Here is an 18,003-nt window from a genome sequence, read left to right on the forward strand (position 1 = left end):
GTTACAAAAAGGTTCGTAATTTACTTGGCGCGGCGACCGGCTAGGGTCCGCACCAACGCTGCGCAGCGTGATCATCAGAAATCACGGAGAAGGAATCATGGACCCGATTCTAATCTACGGCTTCCCGATGGGAAGCTCCATGGGACTCGTTGCGGCCCTCGAATGGCTGGGCAAGCCATATCGATTGTGTCGCGTCGACATGATGGGCGAGATGCGAGATCTGTCATACGCAAGAATCAATCCGCGACATGAGACGCCGGTGTTCATCACCGAGCAAGGCGAAGTGCTGACGGAAACCATGGCTATCGCGGCCTGGCTCGAAGCCAGGGACGTCGAACGGCGCATCAGTTTCGATCCCAGGTCCCTGCAAGCCGATCGCATGCATCAGCTCATGGCGTTCGTGAACACCGGCTTCACCGCCGCCTTCGCGCCGCTGTGGGTCGCGATGGAAACCGAAACGATGGATGCCGCCACGAAGTCGGCCCTGCGTGCCCTTGGCGCGAGAAGGGTCATCGAGCGCCATGACAAATTCGAAGCGATGGTCGAGCCGCGGGAATTCCTGCTCGGGGAGCGGCCGACCCTCGCCGACGCGCTGTTCGTCGGCGTAGCACGCTGGCTCGACTTCCACGCCATTGCGGAGCCGCGCCGCTGGCCCAAGCTGGCGGCCCTACGGGAACATCTCGAAGCTGACCCCGCCGTGGTCTACGCCACGGCCTTGGAGAATGGCGGCTCTCACCCGGGAACGGGATTGTGCGCCGGCCACCTCGCGCTAGCCGATGTGATCGCGCGGTTCGGGAAATAGGGCAGCAGGGGCGCCTCGACGTGCTCCTCCTCATTGCCCGAGAGCTGTCGCATACGACTTCTGGGGCGGCCGACGCGCACGCCCCGTCCTCATCCCGAGGAGTCCGCCTAAAGCGGGCGTCTTGAAGCATCGCCGCAGGGAATGCTCTCAAATGCGACGGCGATCTACTTCACCGGCCGCTTCTCGAGTTTCCGTGCGAGCGTCCTGCGGTGCATGCCGAGCCGCCTTGCCGCCTCCGAGATGTTGAAATCGGTCTCGATCAGGGTCTGGTGGATGCGCTCCCATTCCAGCGTCTTGATCGAGGTCGGCCGCGCATCGAGTGCGACTTCGGCGTTGCCTTCGGCCTTGTTGAAGGCGGCTTCGATGTCGTCGGTGTTGGAGGGTTTTGCGAGATAGTGGCAGGCGCCGAGCTTGATCGCCTCCACTGCCGTGGAGATGCTGGCAAAGCCGGTGAGCACCACGATCAGCATGTCGGGATCATGTGTGTGCAGCAGCTCGACGCAGGCCAGGCCGGAGGCGCCGCCGAGCTTGAGATCGACCACGGCGTGGCCGAAGGTCCGTTCCTCCAGGGCCTTGCGCACGTCCTCGATCGAGGCGGCGAGCACGACCTCGTAGCCGCGGCGCTCGAACGAGCGTTTCAGCGTGCGCGCAAAGCCGGCATCGTCCTCGACGACGATGAGCGAACGGTCAGGCGTCAAAATTCCCTCCGATCGCCAGCGTTGCGAGCGGCAGTGTCAGGCGCACCGTGGCGCCGCGCTTTCTGTGGTTCTCGGCGGTTACGCTGCCGCCCAGCTTGCGCACCACGTTCACCACCAGGAACAGGCCGAGCCCGCCGCCGGTGCGGCCCTTGCTCGATTGATAGGGCTTTCCGAGCTGCGCCAGCATCTCCGGGGCAAAGCCCGGGCCGCGATCGCTGATCGACAGCACGAGGTTGTCGCCTTCGCGCTCGGCCAGGAGCTCGACCCAGTCGCGCGAGACCTCATAGGCGTTGTCGAGCACGTTGAAGATGACCTGCTTCAAGGCGATGTCGGAGACGATCGCAACGTCCGTGCCGAACGTGTTGACGAAGTAGAGCGTCCGCGCCGAGCGCGCGTCGCGCCATTCGTCGACCAGGGCGGTCACGAACGCGGTCACGGTGGTCGGCGAGGAGCCTTCGCCGCGCGCTTCCCCTGCCGAGACCAGGATGCCGGTCACGATCGACTTGCAGCGCTGCAGCGAGGTCTCCATCTCCGTGAGATCCTCGGCGAGCTCTTGGTCGGCGGCGAGATCCGGCATGCGGCGCCAGTCGCTGAGGATCACCGAGAGCGAGGCCAGCGGCGTGCCGAGCTCATGGGCCGCGCCGGAGGCGAGCAAGCCCATGCGGACGATGTGGTCCTGCTCGGCGGCATGCTGGCGCAGCGCCGCAAGATGCGCGTCACGCTCGCGCAAATTCCGGTTGATGCGGGTGACGAACACGACGAGCAGCACGGCGTTGAGCACGAAGCCCAGGAGCATGCCGGTTACGGTGAGGCTGTAGGTCTCGCTGATCGGGTTCGGCGGCAGGTCGAGCGGGCGGTAGGCCAGCGTCAGCCAGACGAAGCTCGCGCAGGTCAGCGCCACCAGCGACCAGGTCGAGCGGGCGTCGAGCAGCACCGCACCCAGCGTCACCTGCAGCAGGAACAGCGAGGTGAAGGGATTGGTGGCGCCGCCGGAGAGGTAGAGCTGCGCGGTCAGCGCCGCGACGTCCAGCATCAGCGCGACCAGCAGCTCGTTGTTGGTGATCGCGGCGCGATGGCGCACCCAGATCAGGCTGGAGACGTTGAGCAGCACCAGCGCGCCGATCACCGCGCCCATCCGCTCCAGGGGTAAGGGAATGCCGAGCCCGAAATGCACGCCGCCGATGGTCACGATCTGGCCGACCACCGCGGTCCAGCGCAGCTGGATCAGCAGCGCCATGTTCTTGCGGTTGGTCTCGTCGTCGGTCGGCGCAGCACCGATCAGCTCGCTGCGCGCATCCGCCTGCGATTGCAGCGTGACGGTCAGCTCGCCAGACGCTTGGCGAGGCGCTCTTTCGCCGTCAGGTTTGCTCGACGATCTCTCCAGCATCTGATCCCGTCCTGCGCGCGATGGCGCTTGGGCCACCGACCGGTTCGTGGACGAAGCGATTGCGGCGGAACAGCCCGCCGCCGAATGTGACGAAAAGCCTGCCGGCCAGCATGAAGGCCAGGGCGAACCAGGTCAGCGCGTAGATCAGGTGGTTATTGGGAAAGCGCACCACGGTCAATCCGCCGATTGGCCCGCCGCCCATTTGTGATCCGGCATCGGCATCGACGAAGAAAGGTGCGACGTTCTGGAGGCCGCGCGCCGCCGCAATCGCGGCGACATCCCGCGAGTACCAGCGGTTGTGCTGCGGCACGTTGTTCCGGAGGAAGCCGCCTTTGGGCTCCGTGATGCGGAGCAGGCCGGTGATCTCGACCTGACCGTCTGGATTGCCGTCCTGCCGTGCCGACGGGTCACGCCGCTCCGACGGCACGAAGCCGCGGTTGATCAGAACGAACGTGCCATCTTCGCGCTGAAGCGGCGTCAGCACCCAATAGCCAGGGCCTTCCTCGGTCACGGCCTGGACCAGCGTCTCGCGGTCATGCAGGAAGCGGCCGCTGACGCTGATATGCCGGTATTCGTCGTTCGCAGCGCTGACTGTAGGCCACGACGCGGGCGAGGGAGCCGACTGGGCCGGGGCATGAACGCGCTGCTCGACGCGGTCGATCAGCGCCAGCTTCCAGGCGCGGCGCTCGATCTGCCAGACGCCGAGGGCGATCAGAAGGATGAAGGCCGTCAGCGAGAGGACCGTGAGCCACAGGGACGGGGGGCGCGCGGACTTGCCGCGTGCGCCGCTCGCTGTGCTCGTCACGGTCCTGGCCTCGCTCACTTCATTCCGCTCATCTGATGGATCGGCATCATGTTGCTGTTGAGGTGGCTCATCACCCACAGCGAACCCGACAGCGCGATCACCACCATGACGATGGTGAAGATCAGCGCCATCATGCTCCAGCCGTTCTCGGACGTCGTGTTCATGTGCAGGAAGTAGATCATGTGCACGACGATCTGCACGACCGCGAAGGCCATGATGACGAGGGCGGTGATCTGCTTGCTCGGCAGCGCGCCGCTCATCACCAGCCAGAACGGGATCGCGGTGAGCACGACCGAGAGCACGAAGCCGAGCATGTAGGTCGAGAACGAGCCGTGGGCGTGGCCGTCGTGGTGGTGATGATCGTCCGCGTGGGCGGCGTGGGTATCGGTGCTCATCGCAGAACTCCCAGGAGATAGACGAAGGTGAAGACGCCGATCCAGACCACGTCGAGGAAATGCCAGAACATCGACAGGCACATCAGGCGGCGGCGGTTGGCTTCGATCAGGCCGAACTTCTGCACCTGTACCATCAGCGTCACCAGCCAGATCAGGCCGCAGGAGACGTGCAGGCCGTGGGTGCCGACCAGGGTGAAGAACGCCGACAGGAAGGCGCTGCGCTGGGGCGTGGCGCCTTCATGGATCATGTGGGCGAACTCGGTGAGCTCGATGCCGATGAAGGCGAGGCCGAACAGGCCGGTGATCGCCAGCCAGACTTGCGTCTGCGCGACCTTGTTCTGCTGCATCGTCAGCATCGCAAAGCCGTAGGTGATCGACGACAGCAACAGCATCGAGGTGTTCACCGCAACCAGGTTCAGGTCGAACAGGTCCTTCGGCGCCGGGCCGGCGGCGTAGTTGCCGCCGAGCACGCCGAAGGTGGCGAACAGGATCGCGAAGATGAGACAGTCGCTCATCAGATAGATCCAGAAGCCGAGCGAGGTGCTCCAGCCTTCCGGATGCGGATGTTCGTCGGCGAGGTAGAAGACCGGCTCGCCGGTCTGCGAGGGATTGACGGCGACAGTCATTTACTTGGCTCCGGCGAGCAGTTTGGTGCGCGCGTCCTCGGTCCGGATGACGTCTTCAGCCGGAATGTCGAAGTCGCGGTGATAGTTGAAGGTGTGACCGATGCCGACGACGAGCAGCCCGGCGAAGCTCAATGCGGCCAGCCACCACATGTACCAGATCAGGCCGAAGCCCATCGCGGTGGCGAGGCCGGCGAGGATGATGCCGGTGCCGGTGCTGCTGGGCATGTGGATCGGCTTGAATCCGGTGAGCGGACGCTGGTAGCCACGGCGCTTCATGTCCCACCACGCGTCATTGTCGTGAACGACGGGGGTGAAGGCGAAGTTGTAATCCGGCGGCGGCGAGGAGGTCGCCCATTCCAGCGTGCGCGCGTCCCAGGGATCGCCGGTGACGTCCTTGAGCTGCTCGCGCCTGAGGAAGCTGACCGCGAACTGCATCAGCATGCTGAGGATGCCGAGCAGGACGAGGAAGGCACCGATGGCGGCGATGACGAACCAGATCTGCAGGGACGGATCGTCGAACACGCGCAGGCGGCGGGTCACCCCCATCAGGCCGAGCACGTAGAGCGGCATGAAGGCGAGGTAGAAGCCGGTGACCCAGAACCAGAACGACATCTTGCCCCAGAACGGATCGAGCTTGAAGCCGAACGCCTTCGGGAACCAGTAGGAGATGCCGGCGAACGCGCCGAACACCACGCCGCCGATGATCACGTTGTGGAAGTGCGCGATCAGGAACAGGCTGTTGTGCAGCACGAAGTCGGCCGGCGGCACCGCGAGCAGCACGCCGGTCATGCCGCCGATCACGAAGGTCAGCATGAAGGCGATCGTCCACATCATCGGCAATTCGTAGCGGATGCGGCCGCGATACATCGTGAACAGCCAGTTGAACATCTTCGCGCCCGTCGGGATCGAGATGATCATCGTGGTGATGCCGAAGAACGAGTTGACGCTGGCGCCGGAGCCCATCGTGAAGAAGTGATGCAGCCAGACCAGGTACGACAGGATGGTGATGACGACCGTGGCGTAGACCATCGAGGTGTAGCCGAACAGCCGCTTGCCGGAGAAGGTCGAGGTCACCTCCGAGAAGATGCCGAAGGCCGGCAGAACCAGGATGTAGACTTCAGGATGGCCCCAGATCCAGATCAGGTTCACGTACATCATCGGGCTGCCGCCGAAATCGTTCGTGAAGAAGTTGGTGCCGACGTAGCGATCGAGCGAGAGCAGGGCGAGCACGACGGTCAGGACCGGGAAGGAGGCGACGATCAGGACGTTGGTGCAGAGCGAGGTCCAGGTGAACACCGGCATCTTCATCATGGTCATGCCGGGACAGCGCAGCTTGACGATGGTGCAGATCAGGTTGATGCCGGACAGCGTCGTTCCGACGCCGGCGACCTGCAGCGCCCAGATGTAATAGTCGACGCCGACGTCGGGACTGTAGCCGATGTTCGACAGCGGCGGGTAAGCCAGCCAGCCGGTGCGGGCGAACTCGCCGATGAACAGCGAGGCCATCACCAGCACCGCGCCGCCGACCGTCATCCAGAAGCTGAAATTGTTCAGGAACGGGAACGACACGTCGCGCGCGCCGATCTGCAGCGGCACGACGTAGTTCATCAGGCCGGTGACCAGCGGCATCGCCACGAAGAAGATCATGATCACGCCGTGGGCGGTGAAGACCTGATCGTAGTGATGAGCGTTGAGATAGCCTTCGGAGCCGCCAAAGGCGAGCATCTGCTGGCCGCGCATCATCAGCGCGTCGGCAAAGCCCCGCAGCAGCATCACGATGCCGAGGATCATGTACATGATGCCGATGCGCTTGTGGTCCACCGTGGTGAACCATTCGCGCCAGAGATAGCCCCACAGGCGGAAATAGGTGAGACCGCCGAGCAGCGCGGCGCCGCCGAGCGCGACCACGGCGAAAGTACCGACGACGATCGGCTCGTGCAGCGGCAGAGATTCGAAGCCGAGCCGGCCGAAGATGAACTTGAGAAGATCAGGAGACATGCGGGGATCTCTTTAGGAATCTGACTTCGGACGCAGTCCGAGGAAGAAGGACGAGGACTTCAGCGGTGCGAAGGTCGGCCGCTTCAGGCCGGCGCCGGTGAGCGGCGCAATGTCGATCGGAGCCTTGATCGACGCCGTGGTCTGTCCCTGCGGCGCATCCGGCGTGCAGGTGCCGGCGACGAAGGCCGGCTCGGGCCCGAGCGGGGCGCCGCGGCGGGCGTATTTGTCGTAGGTGAGCGGCAGGGTGTTGTTCAGGCCCTCATGGCCGTTGCCGCCCTTGGCGTCGATCGCCATCATCTCGCTCTGGCACATCTTGCCGGTCTCGACGCACATGTTGAGGATCAGGCGGTAGAGGTCGGCATCGACGGTGCCCCAGCGCCGAACCGGCTCGTTCTGGCTGGGCTTCTCGAGCTGGAGATATTCGGCGCGGCCGAGCGCGCCGCCGGCGGATTTGGCGCTGGCGATCCAGGCGTCAAAGCCCTTGTCGTCGAGTCCCCTAAAGTTGAAGTGCATGCCGGAGAAGCCGGCGCCGCTGTAGTTCGCCGAAAAGCCCTTGTACGAGCCGGCGTGATTGACGACGGCGTGGAGCTTGGTCTCCATGCCCGGCATCGCGTAGATCTGGCCGGCGAGCGCGGGGATGTAGAACGAGTTCATCACCGAGGATGCGGTGATGCGGAAGTTGATCGGACGATCGACCGGAGCTGCGAGCTCGTTGACGGTGGCGATGCCGTAGTCCGGGTAGATGAAGAGCCACTTCCAGTCGAGCGCGACGACGTCGACCTCGAGCGGGGCCTTGGACTGATCCACCGCGCGGTCGGCATGGATGCGGCCGAGCGTGCGATAGGGGTCGAGCAGATGCGTGCCCATCCAGGTCAGCGCGCCCAGGCAGACGATGATCAACAGCGGCGCCGACCAGATCACCAGCTCGAGCGCGGTCGAGTGGTCCCATTCCGGCTCGTAGCGGGCCTCGGTGTTGGACTGGCGATAACGCCAGGCGAACAGCACGGTCAGCGCCATCACGGGGACGACGATCAGGAGCATCAGGACGGTGGAGATGATGACGAGGTCGCGCTGCTGGGCAGCGATATCGCCGGCTGGCGCCAGCACGACGTAGTCGCAGCCGCTGAGCGCGGCAGCCAGAGGTAGTAGCGCCAGGATCTTGAGACGAGACACGGGCCGAGCCTTTGAGAATGAGTTTCTTTTGCGGGGCCAACGGGTAGCTGCGGCGCAGCAATCCGGACATTGGACAATTTGTCCAATGTTGCAGTGCGGAATGTTGGGTCAGACAAGGTCAGCTTGCCTGGCGCCCCGCCGGGCGGTCGGCTTTGTTTTCAGGACGTTAAGGGCGCACGAATGGCGACGGCACAGACCCCCGCAATGGCAGATCTCCACTCGGGCGAGCACGGCCATGACCAGGCCAGTCCCGGCGAGATCGCCATCGGCGTCATCATCGGCCGCACCTCGGAGTTCTTCGACTTCTTCGTCTTCGCGATTGCCTCGGTGATCGTGTTCCCGCGTCTGGTGTTCCCGTTCGCGAGCGAGCTGACCGGCACCCTCTATTCTTTCATGATCTTCGCGCTGGCCTTCATGGCCCGGCCGATCGGCACCGTCATTTTCATGACGGTCGACCGTGCCTACGGCAAGACTGCCAAGCTGATTTCGGCGCTGTTCCTGCTCGGCACCGCCACCGTGGCACTCGCGTTCCTGCCCGGCTATCACGACATCGGCGTCGCCGCGATCTGGTTGCTGGCGCTGGCGCGTATCGCGCAGGGTCTGGCCTGGGGCGGTGCCTGGGACGGCATGGCTTCGCTGCTGGCGCTGAACGCGCCGGCCTCGCAGCGCGGCTGGTACGCGATGGTGCCGCAGCTCGGAGCGCCGCTGGGCCTGATCGTGGCGAGCGCGCTGTTCGCTTATTTCGCCGGCAACCTCTCGGCCGAGGATTTCTTCGACTGGGGCTGGCGCTATCCGTTCTTCGTCGCATTCGCCATCAACGTCGTGGCGCTGTTCGCGCGCCTGCGCATGGTGACGACGGAGGAATATTCCTCGCTGTTCGAGACGCGCGAATTGCAGCCGGCGCGCATTTCCGAGACGGTGGCCCGCGAAGGCCAGAACATCATGCTCGGTGCGTTCGCGCCGCTGGCGAGCTTTGCGCTGTTCCACATGGTCACCGTGTTTCCGCTGTCCTGGGTGTTCCTGTTCACCCGCGAAAGCCCGGTGCGCTTCCTCATCATCGAGATCGTCGCCGCCGTGTTCGGCGTCGGCGCGATCGTGGCCTCCGGCATCATCGCCGACCGCGTGGGACGCAAATCGCTGCTGATGGGATCGGCGATCGCGATCGCGATCTATAGCGGCTTTGCCCCGCAGTTGCTCGACGCCGGCGCGTTCGGCGAGACCATCTACATGGTGATCGGCTTCATCCTGCTCGGCCTGTCGTTCGGCCAGTCCTCCGGCGCGATCGCCTCGAACTTCAAGCAGGCCTACCGCTACACAGCGTCAGCGCTGACCTCGGACATGGCCTGGCTGTTCGGCGCCGGCTTCGCGCCGCTGGTCGCGCTGCTGCTCGCCACCAATCTCGGCGTCATCGCCTCGGGTGCGTATCTGCTCTCGGGCGCGTTCTGGACGCTGCTCGCACTCTGGCTCAGCGGCCAGCGCGAGGCCGGCGACATGGACGCGGGCACACAAGCCACGTCCCGCGGGCAGGAATAAATCTTCGGCCGGGCGATCCTGTTTGCGGTCATGCAAGCAGGAGATGCCATGAACGCCCGGCCCGGTTCCGTCCCTTCGCGAAGCTCTGCACGCTCGGTCCTCGCGGCGATCGCCATTACGATTGCCGGCGCGAGCGGGCTGGCCCATGCCAGCGGTGACGTCGCGCGCGGTCAGACGCTCTACAAGGGCTGCGCGGATTGTCATTCGATCAACGAGAATGCGGTCGGCCCGATGCACAGGGGCGTGGTCGGACGCAAGGCGGGCAGCGTTCCCGGCTATGACTATTCGCCCGACCTGAAGGCATCGGGAATCGTCTGGACCGAAGAAAACCTCGACAAATGGCTGGCGGAGCCGCAGGCCATGGTGCCCGAGACGAAGATGTTCTTCGATGTGCCCGACGCGCAGGACCGCGCGGATATCATCGCGTATCTGAAGGCGAAGGCGCGGTAGGGCGGCAGAACAGCTCGCGCAGGGTGGGCAAAGGCGCGTAAGCGCCGTGCCCACGACCTCGTGCCATCATTGAGAGATGGTGGGCACGGCGCGATGCGCCTTTGCCCACCCTACGGCACTTCTTTCTCGATCGAGATCCCGGGTTCGCGCTAAGCGCGCCCCGGGATGACGCGCGCTTCCCGCGCGTCAGTCCGCCACGATCTTCACGCGGTCGCGCACCTTGACCTGCGCGGTGCGATCGAGTCCGTTCAGCACGCGAAAACGCTCGGCGGGATGATCGACGCCGGCCATGCGGTGGGAGAGCGATTCCACGGTGTCGCCGGGCTGCACGGTGATGACCTTGATGCGCAGCGGCCGGGCGGCCTGGATCTCGTCGAGGGTCAGGCGGCGGAATGAATTCACGGTCTCGCGCGCATTGCGCTCGCTCTCGGTCGACTTCTGCCGCGTCGCGAAGATGAAGCGGTAGACGTCGCTGCCGAAACGCAGCGCGTACACCTTGAACTGCCACTGGTCGCCCTTGGCGGTGGCGGACGCGGCCGGGAAGCCGTTGATGTTGATATCTTCGGTGGACGCCTTCTCGACGCCCTCCATCCAGCCCGAATTGAGGTAGTCGCCGAGCGATTGCTCGGCCGGCACGCGCACCACGTCGAAGCGCATCGCCTGCGCGCCGCCTTCGCGCACGCCGATCACGGCCTGGGCGGTGTTGTCGAGCGTGAAATTGTCCGGCGCCTGGAAGGTGAAGCCGAGCTTCGGATGCAGGAAACGGCGGCCACGCACGAAACCTTCGCTGGGATCTTCGCCGTAGACGAGGTTGTCGATCGCCGCGAGATAGCTCTCGCGGTCGCGCTCGGCGCCTTCGGGCGCAGTGTATTGCCGCGCGATATTCTGCGCGTTCTGCACGCGCTCCGGGGTCGCCGGATGCGACGAGGTGAAATCCTGCGCGCGCGGATCGAGCGAGCTCTTGCCGGCCTTCAGCTCGGCATTGCGTTCCATCGCCGAGAGGAAGCGGGCCGCACCATAAGGGTCGAAATGCGCCTTGGCGGAGATGCCGACCCCGATGCCGTCGGCCTCGAACTCCTGCTTGCGCGAAAAGCTCGCCATGGTGAGCTTGGTCTTGGCCAGCGCGAGCGCGGTGAGGTCGGGGTCGTTGCTCATGTCGGTGACGACGCGGGTGACGATCGCGGCCTGGCGCGCCTGGTCCTCGCGCATCGCGGCGTGCTTGGACAGCACATGCGCCATCTCGTGGCTGAGCACGGAGGACAGTTCCGAGGTGTCGCTGGCGAGCGCGAGCAGGCCACGCGTGACATAGAGCTGGCCGTTCGGGAGCGCGAAGGCGTTCACCGCGCCGGAATTGAGGATGGTGACCTTGTAGCCCTGGTCGGGACGGTCGGACGCCGCGACGAGCCGGTCGACGGTCTTGCTGACGAGTGATTCGAGCCTGGGGTCGTCATAGGTGCCGCCATAGCTCGCCAGGATGCGCTCGTGCTCCTTCTCGGTGGCGGGGGTCTGGGCGACGGCCGGCTTCGGCTTCGGCATGGCGACGGTCGCCGGGACGGCGGCGGTCTGGAACCGGCCCATGTCGCCGCAGCCCGCCAGCGCCGTGCCCAGCACGAGGCACAGCGCGGCCGGCGCCGCCCGCAGGCGGCGGCGTTCGTTCCGTACGTGCCGTTCTAGCACCCCATTCACGTCGCTTAACCCGTGCCTGGCCCTTCTCTAGGGCCTTACCCCTGTCGGCTCGTGTGCGCCCAGCAACTCGACCTGTCCCACGAGCCGCACATCGATCCGCGGTCCCGTACTTCCTTCAACCCAGCCCCGGATACGAATACGCTTATTTTCCAAGGACTTAGGGGTTATCCCGGCGCTTTCGAACGCCGGTAACGCGCGCTTTGAAATAGTCGCGGCGAAGCCCCGTGTCCAGTTTCGCCCGAAGTTGAGGTAGGTCATTGCCCCAGCTTGCCGGACCGACAGGACTTTACCCTCGACCACCACAAAGCGCCCGATCCCCGCCAAAATATCGTCCGGACTTTCCGTGTTTTTTATGGCCGACGGGTCAGCCCAGTTGCCCATTTTTTGGCGCCGTGCCTCGGCCTCCGACGCCATCAGGGCGGCAGCGCAGTCCTTGTCCGTGATCTCGGCGGAGACCAGGGCGTCGCCCTGGGCCAGCAGCATGGCCTGAACGGAGGCCTCGCTCGCGCCGATGAAGACCAGCGCGCCCTGGCGGCCGTAGCGGTCCGGCGTGTCGTCGGTGCCGTGCAGCGTGACGTCGCGGCCGGCGAGCAGCGAGGTCAGCGCCTGTTGGGTGTTCGCCGTGGCCTCGATCCCGCTGAGACGGATTTCGCGGCCGTCATCGAGACGGACGCTGCGCGCATCGACGATGGCGGCGACGCGGCCCTCGCCCTGCGACTCGAACTGGCACGGGCTCGCGAGCGCAGCGCGGCCCGCGAGGAGAACGAATGCGGCGATGAGGTGAAACAGTCGCGTCACGTGACCCGGAGAGGTTGCGTTGTGCGATCGTTCTAACCCAAACGTGGCGAACGGCGAAGGGGGGCCGTAGGGTGGGCAAAGCGAAGCGTGCCCGCGTCTTTGCCAATCGCATGCGGCCTACGGCAGAGCGTGTGGAGCTGCACCGTTGTTTCACACACTCGCAATGACGCGCGGAAAAATCTTGCGTCATTCCACCATTCCGCTTTGCGGAAAACATCCGCGGCATTCATGCGCGCAACGCGCCTCGCGCTTGCTGCGCTCTTGCGCATGCGGCATGATTGCGGCAACAGCGATTGCCAACAACGATCGCCAAGAGCAACAACCAAGCCGCCATCAGAGTACGGCGCGATAACGGGAGGTCTTTTTCGATGAAGAGAATTTTATCGGGCATTTTTGCCGCGTCGTTTGCCCTCAGTGCGAGCGCCGCCGCGCAGGCCCAGGACAAGCCGCCGCTGAAGATCGGCGGCATCCTCGACATGTCGAGCCTCTATGCCGACATTACCGGCCCCGGCAGCGAGACCGCGGCCAAGATGGCGGTGGAGGATTTCGGCGGCGAGGTGCTCGGGCGCAAGATCCAGGTGCTGGCGGCCGACCATCAGAACAAGGCCGACCTCTCCGGCAACATCGCCCGCGACATGCTCGACAATCAGGGCGTCGAGATGATCTATGACGTCGCGGCCTCCGCGACCGCGCTCGCCGCGGGCGAGATCGCCAAGGCGCGCAACAAGATCATCATGTTCAACGGTCCGGGCTCGATCCGTCTCAGCAACGAGGCCTGCGGTCCCTACACCATTCACTACGTGTTCGACACCTATGGCCAGGCCAACGTGACCGGCCTTGCGGCCGTGAAGACGGGCCTCGACAGCTGGTTCTTCCTGACCGCCGATTACGCCTTCGGCCAGGATCTGGAAAAGGACACCAGTGCCGTCGTCACCAAGACCGGCGGCAAGGTGCTGGGCAGCGTGCGCCATCCGCTCAACACCTCGGATTTCTCGTCGTTCCTGCTGCAGGCCCAGGCCTCCAAGGCCAAGGTGATCGGCCTTGCCAATGCCGGCGGCGACACCGTCAACGCCATCAAGCAGGCGGCCGAGTTCGGCATCACCAAGGGCGGCCAGAAGGTCTCGCCGCTGCTCGCCTTCGTCACCGACATCGACTCAATCGGGCTCGAAACCGCGCAGGGCCTGCTGCTGGCCGAAGCCTTCTACTGGGACATGAATGACGAAACGCGCGCCTTCTCCAAGCGCTTCCAGGAGCGCGTGAAGCGGCCGCCGACCTCGGCGCAGGCCGGCGTCTATTCCTCCGTCACGCATTACCTGAAGGCGGTGAAGGCGGCCGGCACGACCGATGCCGCGGCGGTGATGAAGATCATGAAGGAAACGCCGATCAACGACTTCTTCGCCAAGAACGGCAAGATCCGCGACGACGGCCGCATGATCCACGACATGTATCTGTTCGAGGTGAAGAAGCCGTCGGAGTCCAAGGGCCGCTGGGACGATTACAAGCTGCTCGCCACCGTGCCCGGCGGCGAAGCGTTCCAGTCGCTGGAGCAGTCGCGCTGCCCGCTAGTGAAGAAGTGACGTCGTGACATAAGTCGCGACGTCATCCCGGGGCGCGAAGCGAGCCCGGGATCTCGAGGTTCTCAGGTGCGCAATTGCGCACCTGAGTTCGGAGCGTTGCATCGCCCCGGAACGACGAAAATACAAAACAACAAGGGAGACGGCCTGTGAGCAACGACATGGTCCTGCAGAAGCTCGAAGGGGGGCTGCTCACCATCACGATGAACCGGCCGGAGCGGAAGAACGCGCTCAATCCCGAGATGGTGGCCGGGCTGGTCGAAGCCGCGCGCCGGGCGGCTGACGATGCCGAGGTGCGGGCGGTGCTGTTCAAGGGCGCCGGCGGCTCGTTCTGCGTCGGCGGCGACGTCAAGTCGATGGCGGCCGGCCGCGCGCCGCTGCCGTTCGAGCAGAAGCTGGCGAACCTCCGCCGCGGCATGGAGGTCTCGCGCATCCTGCACCAGATGCCGAAGCCTGTGGTGGCGCAGCTCGACGGTGCCGCGGCCGGCGCGGGCCTGTCGATGGCGCTGTCTTGCGACCTGCGCATCGCATCCGAATCCTGCAAGATCACCACCGCTTTCGCCAAGGTCGGCTTCTCCGGCGACTATGGCGGCACCTATTTCCTGACCCAGTTGCTCGGCAGCGCGCGGGCGCGCGAGCTCTATCTGATGTCGCCGGTGCTGACCGCAAAGGAAGCCCACGCGATCGGCATGGTGACCAAGGTGGTGCCCGACGCCGAGATCGATGCTGCCGCGCACGACCTCGCTCTGTCGCTGGCGCAGGGGCCGTCGATCGCGCTCGGCTTCATCAAGCGCAACATCAACAACGCCGAGCATCTGCCGCTGGAAGACTGCTTCGACGGCGAGGCGATCCATCACACCCGCTGCGGCGACACCGAGGACCACAAGGAGGCCGCCAAGGCCTTCGTCGAGAAGCGCAAGCCGACCTTCAAGGGCGCATGACCATGGCGCCCTATCTACGGCTGCGGCAGATATGCCTGGTCGCGCCGCAGCTGGCGCCCGTCATCTCCGACATCGCGGAGATCATGGGCCTTTCCGTCTGCTACCGTGACGGCAATGTCGCCAAATACGGCCTGGAGAACGCGCTGCTTCCGGTCGACACGATTCTGCTGGAGGTCGTCGCGCCCTTCCAGGACGGCACCACGGCCGGCCGCTTCATCGAGAAGACCGGCGGCCGCGGCGGCTACATGGCGATCTTCTGCTGCGACGATCCCGACGAGCGCGGCCGCCATGCCAATGCGATGGGCGTGCGTACCGCCAACGTCATCGACCACGCGCCCTATCACGGCGTGCAGCTCCACCCCCGCGACTGCCGCGCCGCCTTCATCGAGTTCAACCACACCGACGGCAGCGACGATATTCTGGGACCATATCCGCCGGCGGGACCGGACTGGCAGAAGTCCATCCGCAAGGATGTGACGCAGGCGCTTGTCGCGGTGGAGATGCAGAGCCCGGACCCGAAAGAGCTGGCGGAGCATTGGGGGAAGATCATCGGGGTGGCGGCTGATGGCTCCGAGCTGAAGCTGCCGAACGCCACCTTCCGCTTCGTCAAGGGCGCCAGCGAGATCATGAGCGCGCTCGAGTTTCGGGTGGTCGATCCTGCCAGCGTGCTGCATGCGGCGAAGGCGAAGGGGCTCGCGGTGGCCGGCAACGAGTTCCTGCTGGGCGGGGTGACGTTCCGGCTGAGTTGATCCCTCGATCCTTATCGGTCACCCTGAGGTGCTCGCCTCTTCGGCGAGCCTCGAAGGGCGAGGGCCGCCGACCGGGCCGCTCATCCTGCGAGGCTCCCCGCACGGTGCTGTGCACCGCGCACCTCACGATGACGGATAACGATAGGAGCAGGGTTCCAGCATGCCGCATCCGCTCGACAGCTTCTTCGCGCCCGCCAGCATCGCCCTGATCGGCGCCTCGCGCGATCACGAGAAGATCCCGGGGCGGCTGCTGTCGATGCTGCGCAAGAACGAGTACCCCGGGAAGATCTACCCGGTGAACCCGAATTACGCGGATATCGACGGGCTCGCCTGCTACAAATCGATCGCGGAGATCGGCGCGCCGATCGATCTTGCCGTCGTCATCATCCCCGCCCGCGCGGTGCTGGCGGCGCTCGAGCAATGCGCCGCCGCCGGCGTCAGGAATGCGGTGATCATCTCCTCCGGCTTTGCCGAGGAGGGCGGCGACAGCGCGGCGATGCAGGATGCGATCGCGGCGCTGGCGAAACGCACGGGGATGCGGATCTCCGGCCCGAACGCCGAAGGCTTCTTCAGTCAGGCGCAGCGCGTGGCGGCGACCTTCAGTCCCGCTGTGGACGTCAAGCCGGGCGCCGTGCCGCTGGTTGCGACAATGAGGCGGATCGGCATCGTCGCGCAGAGCGGTGGCATCGGCTTTGCCTACTATCATCGCGCGCGGGCGCTCGGCGTCGCCGTCAGCTATGTCGTCAGCGCCGGCAATGAATCCGACCTCGGCGCCGGCGAGTTCCTGGACTATCTGGTGCAGGATGCCTCGACCGACGTGATCCTGCTCTTCATCGAAGGCATTCGCGACGTCGATAAATTCCTCGCCGCTGCACGCCGCGCTGCGGAGGTGAAGAAGCCCGTCATCGTCACCAAGGTCGGCCGCTCCGGCGCAGGCCAGCGCGCCGCGGCCTCGCACACCGCGAGCATGGCCGGCTGGTCGGCGGCCTATGACGCGGTGTTTGCGAAATACGGCTTCATCGTCTCCAACGATCTGGACGAGGCGCTGACGATCGCGGCGGTGCTGGCCAGCAATCCGCTGCCGAGGGGCGATCGGGTTGCCGTCGTCACCGTCTCCGGCGGCGCCGGCATCTGGGGCGCCGACGCCGTGGCGCTGCAGGGCCTGCAGGTGCCGGAGCTGTCCGAGTCCGTCCAGGCGGGGATCAAGCAGTTGATGCCGTCCTATGGCACGGCGCGAAACCCGATCGACGTCACCGCGCAGGGCGTTACCTCAGGCGGCTTGCAGAAGAGCGTCGACGTGCTCACGGCATCCGACGAGGTCGATGCGATCCTGGTCGTGCTGTCGCTGTCGAGCGAGGTGCGCAAGCCGTTCAAGGAAGAGGAGCTGGCGCCGGTGCTGTCCGCGCAGCACAAGCCGGTGGTGTTCTATTCCTACACCGTGCCGTCCGACTTCGCGCGGCGCGAGCTTGCGAAATCAGGTGTCGTGGTGCTCTCGGGCCTGACCCATGTCGGCGTCGCGATGCGGCGGCTGGTCGAGTACGCGAGGTTCGAGCTGCCGAAGCCTGCGGATGAGACGCGGCTGCAGCGGCGCGATCTCTCCGCGCATCTGTCATCGCCGTCCTTGTCCGAAGCCGACAGCAAGGCACTGCTCCGCACCGCCGGCATCGCGCTGCCGGACGAGGTGCTGGTGAAGGACAAGGCCCGGCTCGACGACGCCGTCGCTCGCGCCGGATTTCCGCTGGTGATGAAGATCCAGTCGCCGGATATCGCCCACAAGAGCGAGGTCGGTGGCGTTCGCGTCAACATCACCACCAAGGGCGAGGCGTTCCTCGCATTCGAGGCCCTGCTCAACAACGCGCGCAAGCATCGGCCGGAGGCGGACATCCAGGGCGTGCTGGTCGGGCCGATGGCGCCGAAGGGCGTCGAGATCATCGTGGGCACGATGACGGATGAGACCTTTGGTCCGATGGTGATGGTGGGTCTCGGCGGTATCATCACGGAGCTGTTCCGCGATGTCGTCTATCGCCCCGCGCCGGTGAGTGCGGACGAGGCCGGTGCGATGCTGGCGGGCCTGAAGGCCGCGCCATTGCTGAACGGATTTCGCGGGGCGGCGAAGGCGGATATCGCAGCACTGGCGCGGCTGATTGCGGATATCTCTGTGCTTGCCGCACGACATGCTCACGAGATCGCGGAGATCGAGCTCAACCCGGTGCTGGTGCATCCCGAGGGGCAGGGCGCGACGATCGTCGATGCGCTGGTGGTGGGAAGGAAATAGGCAACGACACATTCCGCTGTCGTCCCGGGGCGCGAAGCGAACCCGGGACCCATATGTGGACGGCCCCCGTGGCACAAGAGCTTAGTGAGGTTTGACCGGGTCGCTTGCATCCA

General features: G+C 65.4%; 16 protein-coding genes. 7 read left to right on the forward strand and 9 right to left on the reverse strand.

What is annotated here, in order from left to right:
• The first annotated feature begins 97 nt into the window (after positions 1-97).
• Positions 98-802, forward strand: coding sequence for a glutathione S-transferase family protein (locus CO669_RS34155; RefSeq protein WP_097666912.1), 705 nt, complete (start codon positions 98-100; stop codon positions 800-802).
• A 164-nt stretch (positions 803-966) separates the two neighbouring features.
• Here the strand turns inward: CO669_RS34155 and CO669_RS34160 are convergent, their stop codons facing one another.
• From CO669_RS34160 to cyoA, 7 genes are read right to left on the reverse strand one after another with little or no spacing between them, the layout of a single operon-like run.
• Positions 967-1,500 (reverse strand): response regulator transcription factor, encoded by a 534-nt coding sequence (locus CO669_RS34160; protein ID WP_097666913.1) that lies wholly within the window; start codon positions 1,498-1,500, stop codon positions 967-969.
• Positions 1,490-2,887 (reverse strand): ATP-binding protein, encoded by a 1,398-nt coding sequence (locus CO669_RS34165; protein WP_097666914.1) that lies wholly within the window; start codon positions 2,885-2,887, stop codon positions 1,490-1,492. The genes CO669_RS34160 and CO669_RS34165 overlap by 11 nt, the downstream gene beginning before the upstream one ends.
• Entirely contained in the window at positions 2,859-3,710 is an 852-nt protein-coding gene (locus CO669_RS34170) for an SURF1 family protein (protein WP_097666916.1), read from the reverse strand. Before CO669_RS34170 ends, CO669_RS34165 begins: the two co-directional genes overlap by 29 nt.
• On the reverse strand, positions 3,707-4,087 hold the full coding sequence (cyoD, locus tag CO669_RS34175) for a cytochrome o ubiquinol oxidase subunit IV (RefSeq protein WP_097666918.1): 381 nt from the start codon (positions 4,085-4,087) through the stop codon (positions 3,707-3,709). The genes CO669_RS34170 and cyoD overlap by 4 nt, the downstream gene beginning before the upstream one ends.
• On the reverse strand, positions 4,084-4,713 hold the full coding sequence (gene cyoC / locus CO669_RS34180; protein ID WP_097666919.1) for a cytochrome o ubiquinol oxidase subunit III: 630 nt from the start codon (positions 4,711-4,713) through the stop codon (positions 4,084-4,086). Before cyoC ends, cyoD begins: the two co-directional genes overlap by 4 nt.
• Positions 4,714-6,711 carry a cytochrome o ubiquinol oxidase subunit I gene (gene cyoB / locus CO669_RS34185; RefSeq protein ID WP_097666920.1) on the reverse strand — a complete coding sequence of 666 codons (1,998 nt, stop codon included), beginning with the start codon at positions 6,709-6,711 and terminating at the stop codon, positions 4,714-4,716.
• 12 nt (positions 6,712-6,723) lie between these two features.
• Entirely contained in the window at positions 6,724-7,884 is a 1,161-nt protein-coding gene (gene cyoA, locus CO669_RS34190) for a ubiquinol oxidase subunit II (RefSeq protein WP_097666922.1), read from the reverse strand.
• 180 nt (positions 7,885-8,064) lie between these two features.
• Here cyoA and CO669_RS34195 point away from each other — a divergent pair, with 180 nt between their 5' ends.
• Both CO669_RS34195 and CO669_RS34200 read left to right on the forward strand, forming a co-directional pair.
• Positions 8,065-9,417, forward strand: coding sequence for an MFS transporter (locus CO669_RS34195; protein WP_097666923.1), 1,353 nt, complete (start codon positions 8,065-8,067; stop codon positions 9,415-9,417).
• Between the two features lie 48 nt (positions 9,418-9,465).
• A complete protein-coding gene (locus CO669_RS34200; protein WP_097666924.1) occupies positions 9,466-9,867 on the forward strand; it encodes a c-type cytochrome in 402 nt (133 codons plus the stop codon).
• Positions 9,868-10,053: 186 nt separating this feature from the next.
• Here CO669_RS34200 and CO669_RS34205 read toward each other — a convergent pair whose 3' ends face one another.
• Both CO669_RS34205 and CO669_RS34210 read right to left on the reverse strand, forming a co-directional pair.
• Positions 10,054-11,544 carry a M48 family metalloprotease gene (locus tag CO669_RS34205; protein ID WP_143278780.1) on the reverse strand — a complete coding sequence of 497 codons (1,491 nt, stop codon included), beginning with the start codon at positions 11,542-11,544 and terminating at the stop codon, positions 10,054-10,056.
• A 36-nt stretch (positions 11,545-11,580) separates the two neighbouring features.
• A complete protein-coding gene (locus CO669_RS34210) occupies positions 11,581-12,351 on the reverse strand; it encodes a thermonuclease family protein (protein WP_097666926.1) in 771 nt (256 codons plus the stop codon).
• 368 nt (positions 12,352-12,719) lie between these two features.
• Between CO669_RS34210 and CO669_RS34215 the strand changes: the two genes are divergently transcribed.
• From CO669_RS34215 to CO669_RS34230, 4 genes are all read left to right on the forward strand, one after another.
• Entirely contained in the window at positions 12,720-13,928 is a 1,209-nt protein-coding gene (locus CO669_RS34215; RefSeq protein WP_097666927.1) for an ABC transporter substrate-binding protein, read from the forward strand.
• Between the two features lie 146 nt (positions 13,929-14,074).
• The gene (locus tag CO669_RS34220) at positions 14,075-14,866 is read left to right on the forward strand and encodes an enoyl-CoA hydratase (protein WP_097666928.1); all 792 of its coding nucleotides are present in this window, start codon (positions 14,075-14,077) and stop codon (positions 14,864-14,866) included.
• A gap of 2 nt (positions 14,867-14,868) precedes the next feature.
• Positions 14,869-15,615 (forward strand): VOC family protein, encoded by a 747-nt coding sequence (locus CO669_RS34225; RefSeq protein WP_198964405.1) that lies wholly within the window; start codon positions 14,869-14,871, stop codon positions 15,613-15,615.
• Positions 15,616-15,775: 160 nt separating this feature from the next.
• On the forward strand, positions 15,776-17,890 hold the full coding sequence (locus CO669_RS34230; protein ID WP_097666931.1) for an acetate--CoA ligase family protein: 2,115 nt from the start codon (positions 15,776-15,778) through the stop codon (positions 17,888-17,890).
• Positions 17,891-18,003 lie beyond the last annotated feature (113 nt).

It is taken from the genome of Bradyrhizobium sp. Y36, assembly GCF_002531575.1.
Classification (GTDB): Bacteria; Pseudomonadota; Alphaproteobacteria; order Rhizobiales; family Xanthobacteraceae; genus Bradyrhizobium.

What these genes read in the sequence shown, in the direction of transcription:
- CO669_RS34225 (WP_198964405.1), top strand. Translation starts at nt 14,869, where the DNA reads ATGGCGCCCTATCTACGGCTGCGGCAGATATGCCTGGTCGCGCCGCAG.
- cyoB (WP_097666920.1), bottom strand. Translation starts at nt 6,711, where the DNA reads ATGTCTCCTGATCTTCTCAAGTTCATCTTCGGCCGGCTCGGCTTCGAA.
- CO669_RS34165 (WP_097666914.1), bottom strand. Translation starts at nt 2,887, where the DNA reads ATGCTGGAGAGATCGTCGAGCAAACCTGACGGCGAAAGAGCGCCTCGC.
- CO669_RS34230 (WP_097666931.1), top strand. Translation starts at nt 15,776, where the DNA reads ATGCCGCATCCGCTCGACAGCTTCTTCGCGCCCGCCAGCATCGCCCTG.
- CO669_RS34200 (WP_097666924.1), top strand. Translation starts at nt 9,466, where the DNA reads ATGAACGCCCGGCCCGGTTCCGTCCCTTCGCGAAGCTCTGCACGCTCG.
- cyoD (WP_097666918.1), bottom strand. Translation starts at nt 4,087, where the DNA reads ATGAGCACCGATACCCACGCCGCCCACGCGGACGATCATCACCACCAC.
- CO669_RS34155 (WP_097666912.1), top strand. Translation starts at nt 98, where the DNA reads ATGGACCCGATTCTAATCTACGGCTTCCCGATGGGAAGCTCCATGGGA.
- CO669_RS34195 (WP_097666923.1), top strand. Translation starts at nt 8,065, where the DNA reads ATGGCGACGGCACAGACCCCCGCAATGGCAGATCTCCACTCGGGCGAG.
- CO669_RS34215 (WP_097666927.1), top strand. Translation starts at nt 12,720, where the DNA reads ATGAAGAGAATTTTATCGGGCATTTTTGCCGCGTCGTTTGCCCTCAGT.
- cyoC (WP_097666919.1), bottom strand. Translation starts at nt 4,713, where the DNA reads ATGACTGTCGCCGTCAATCCCTCGCAGACCGGCGAGCCGGTCTTCTAC.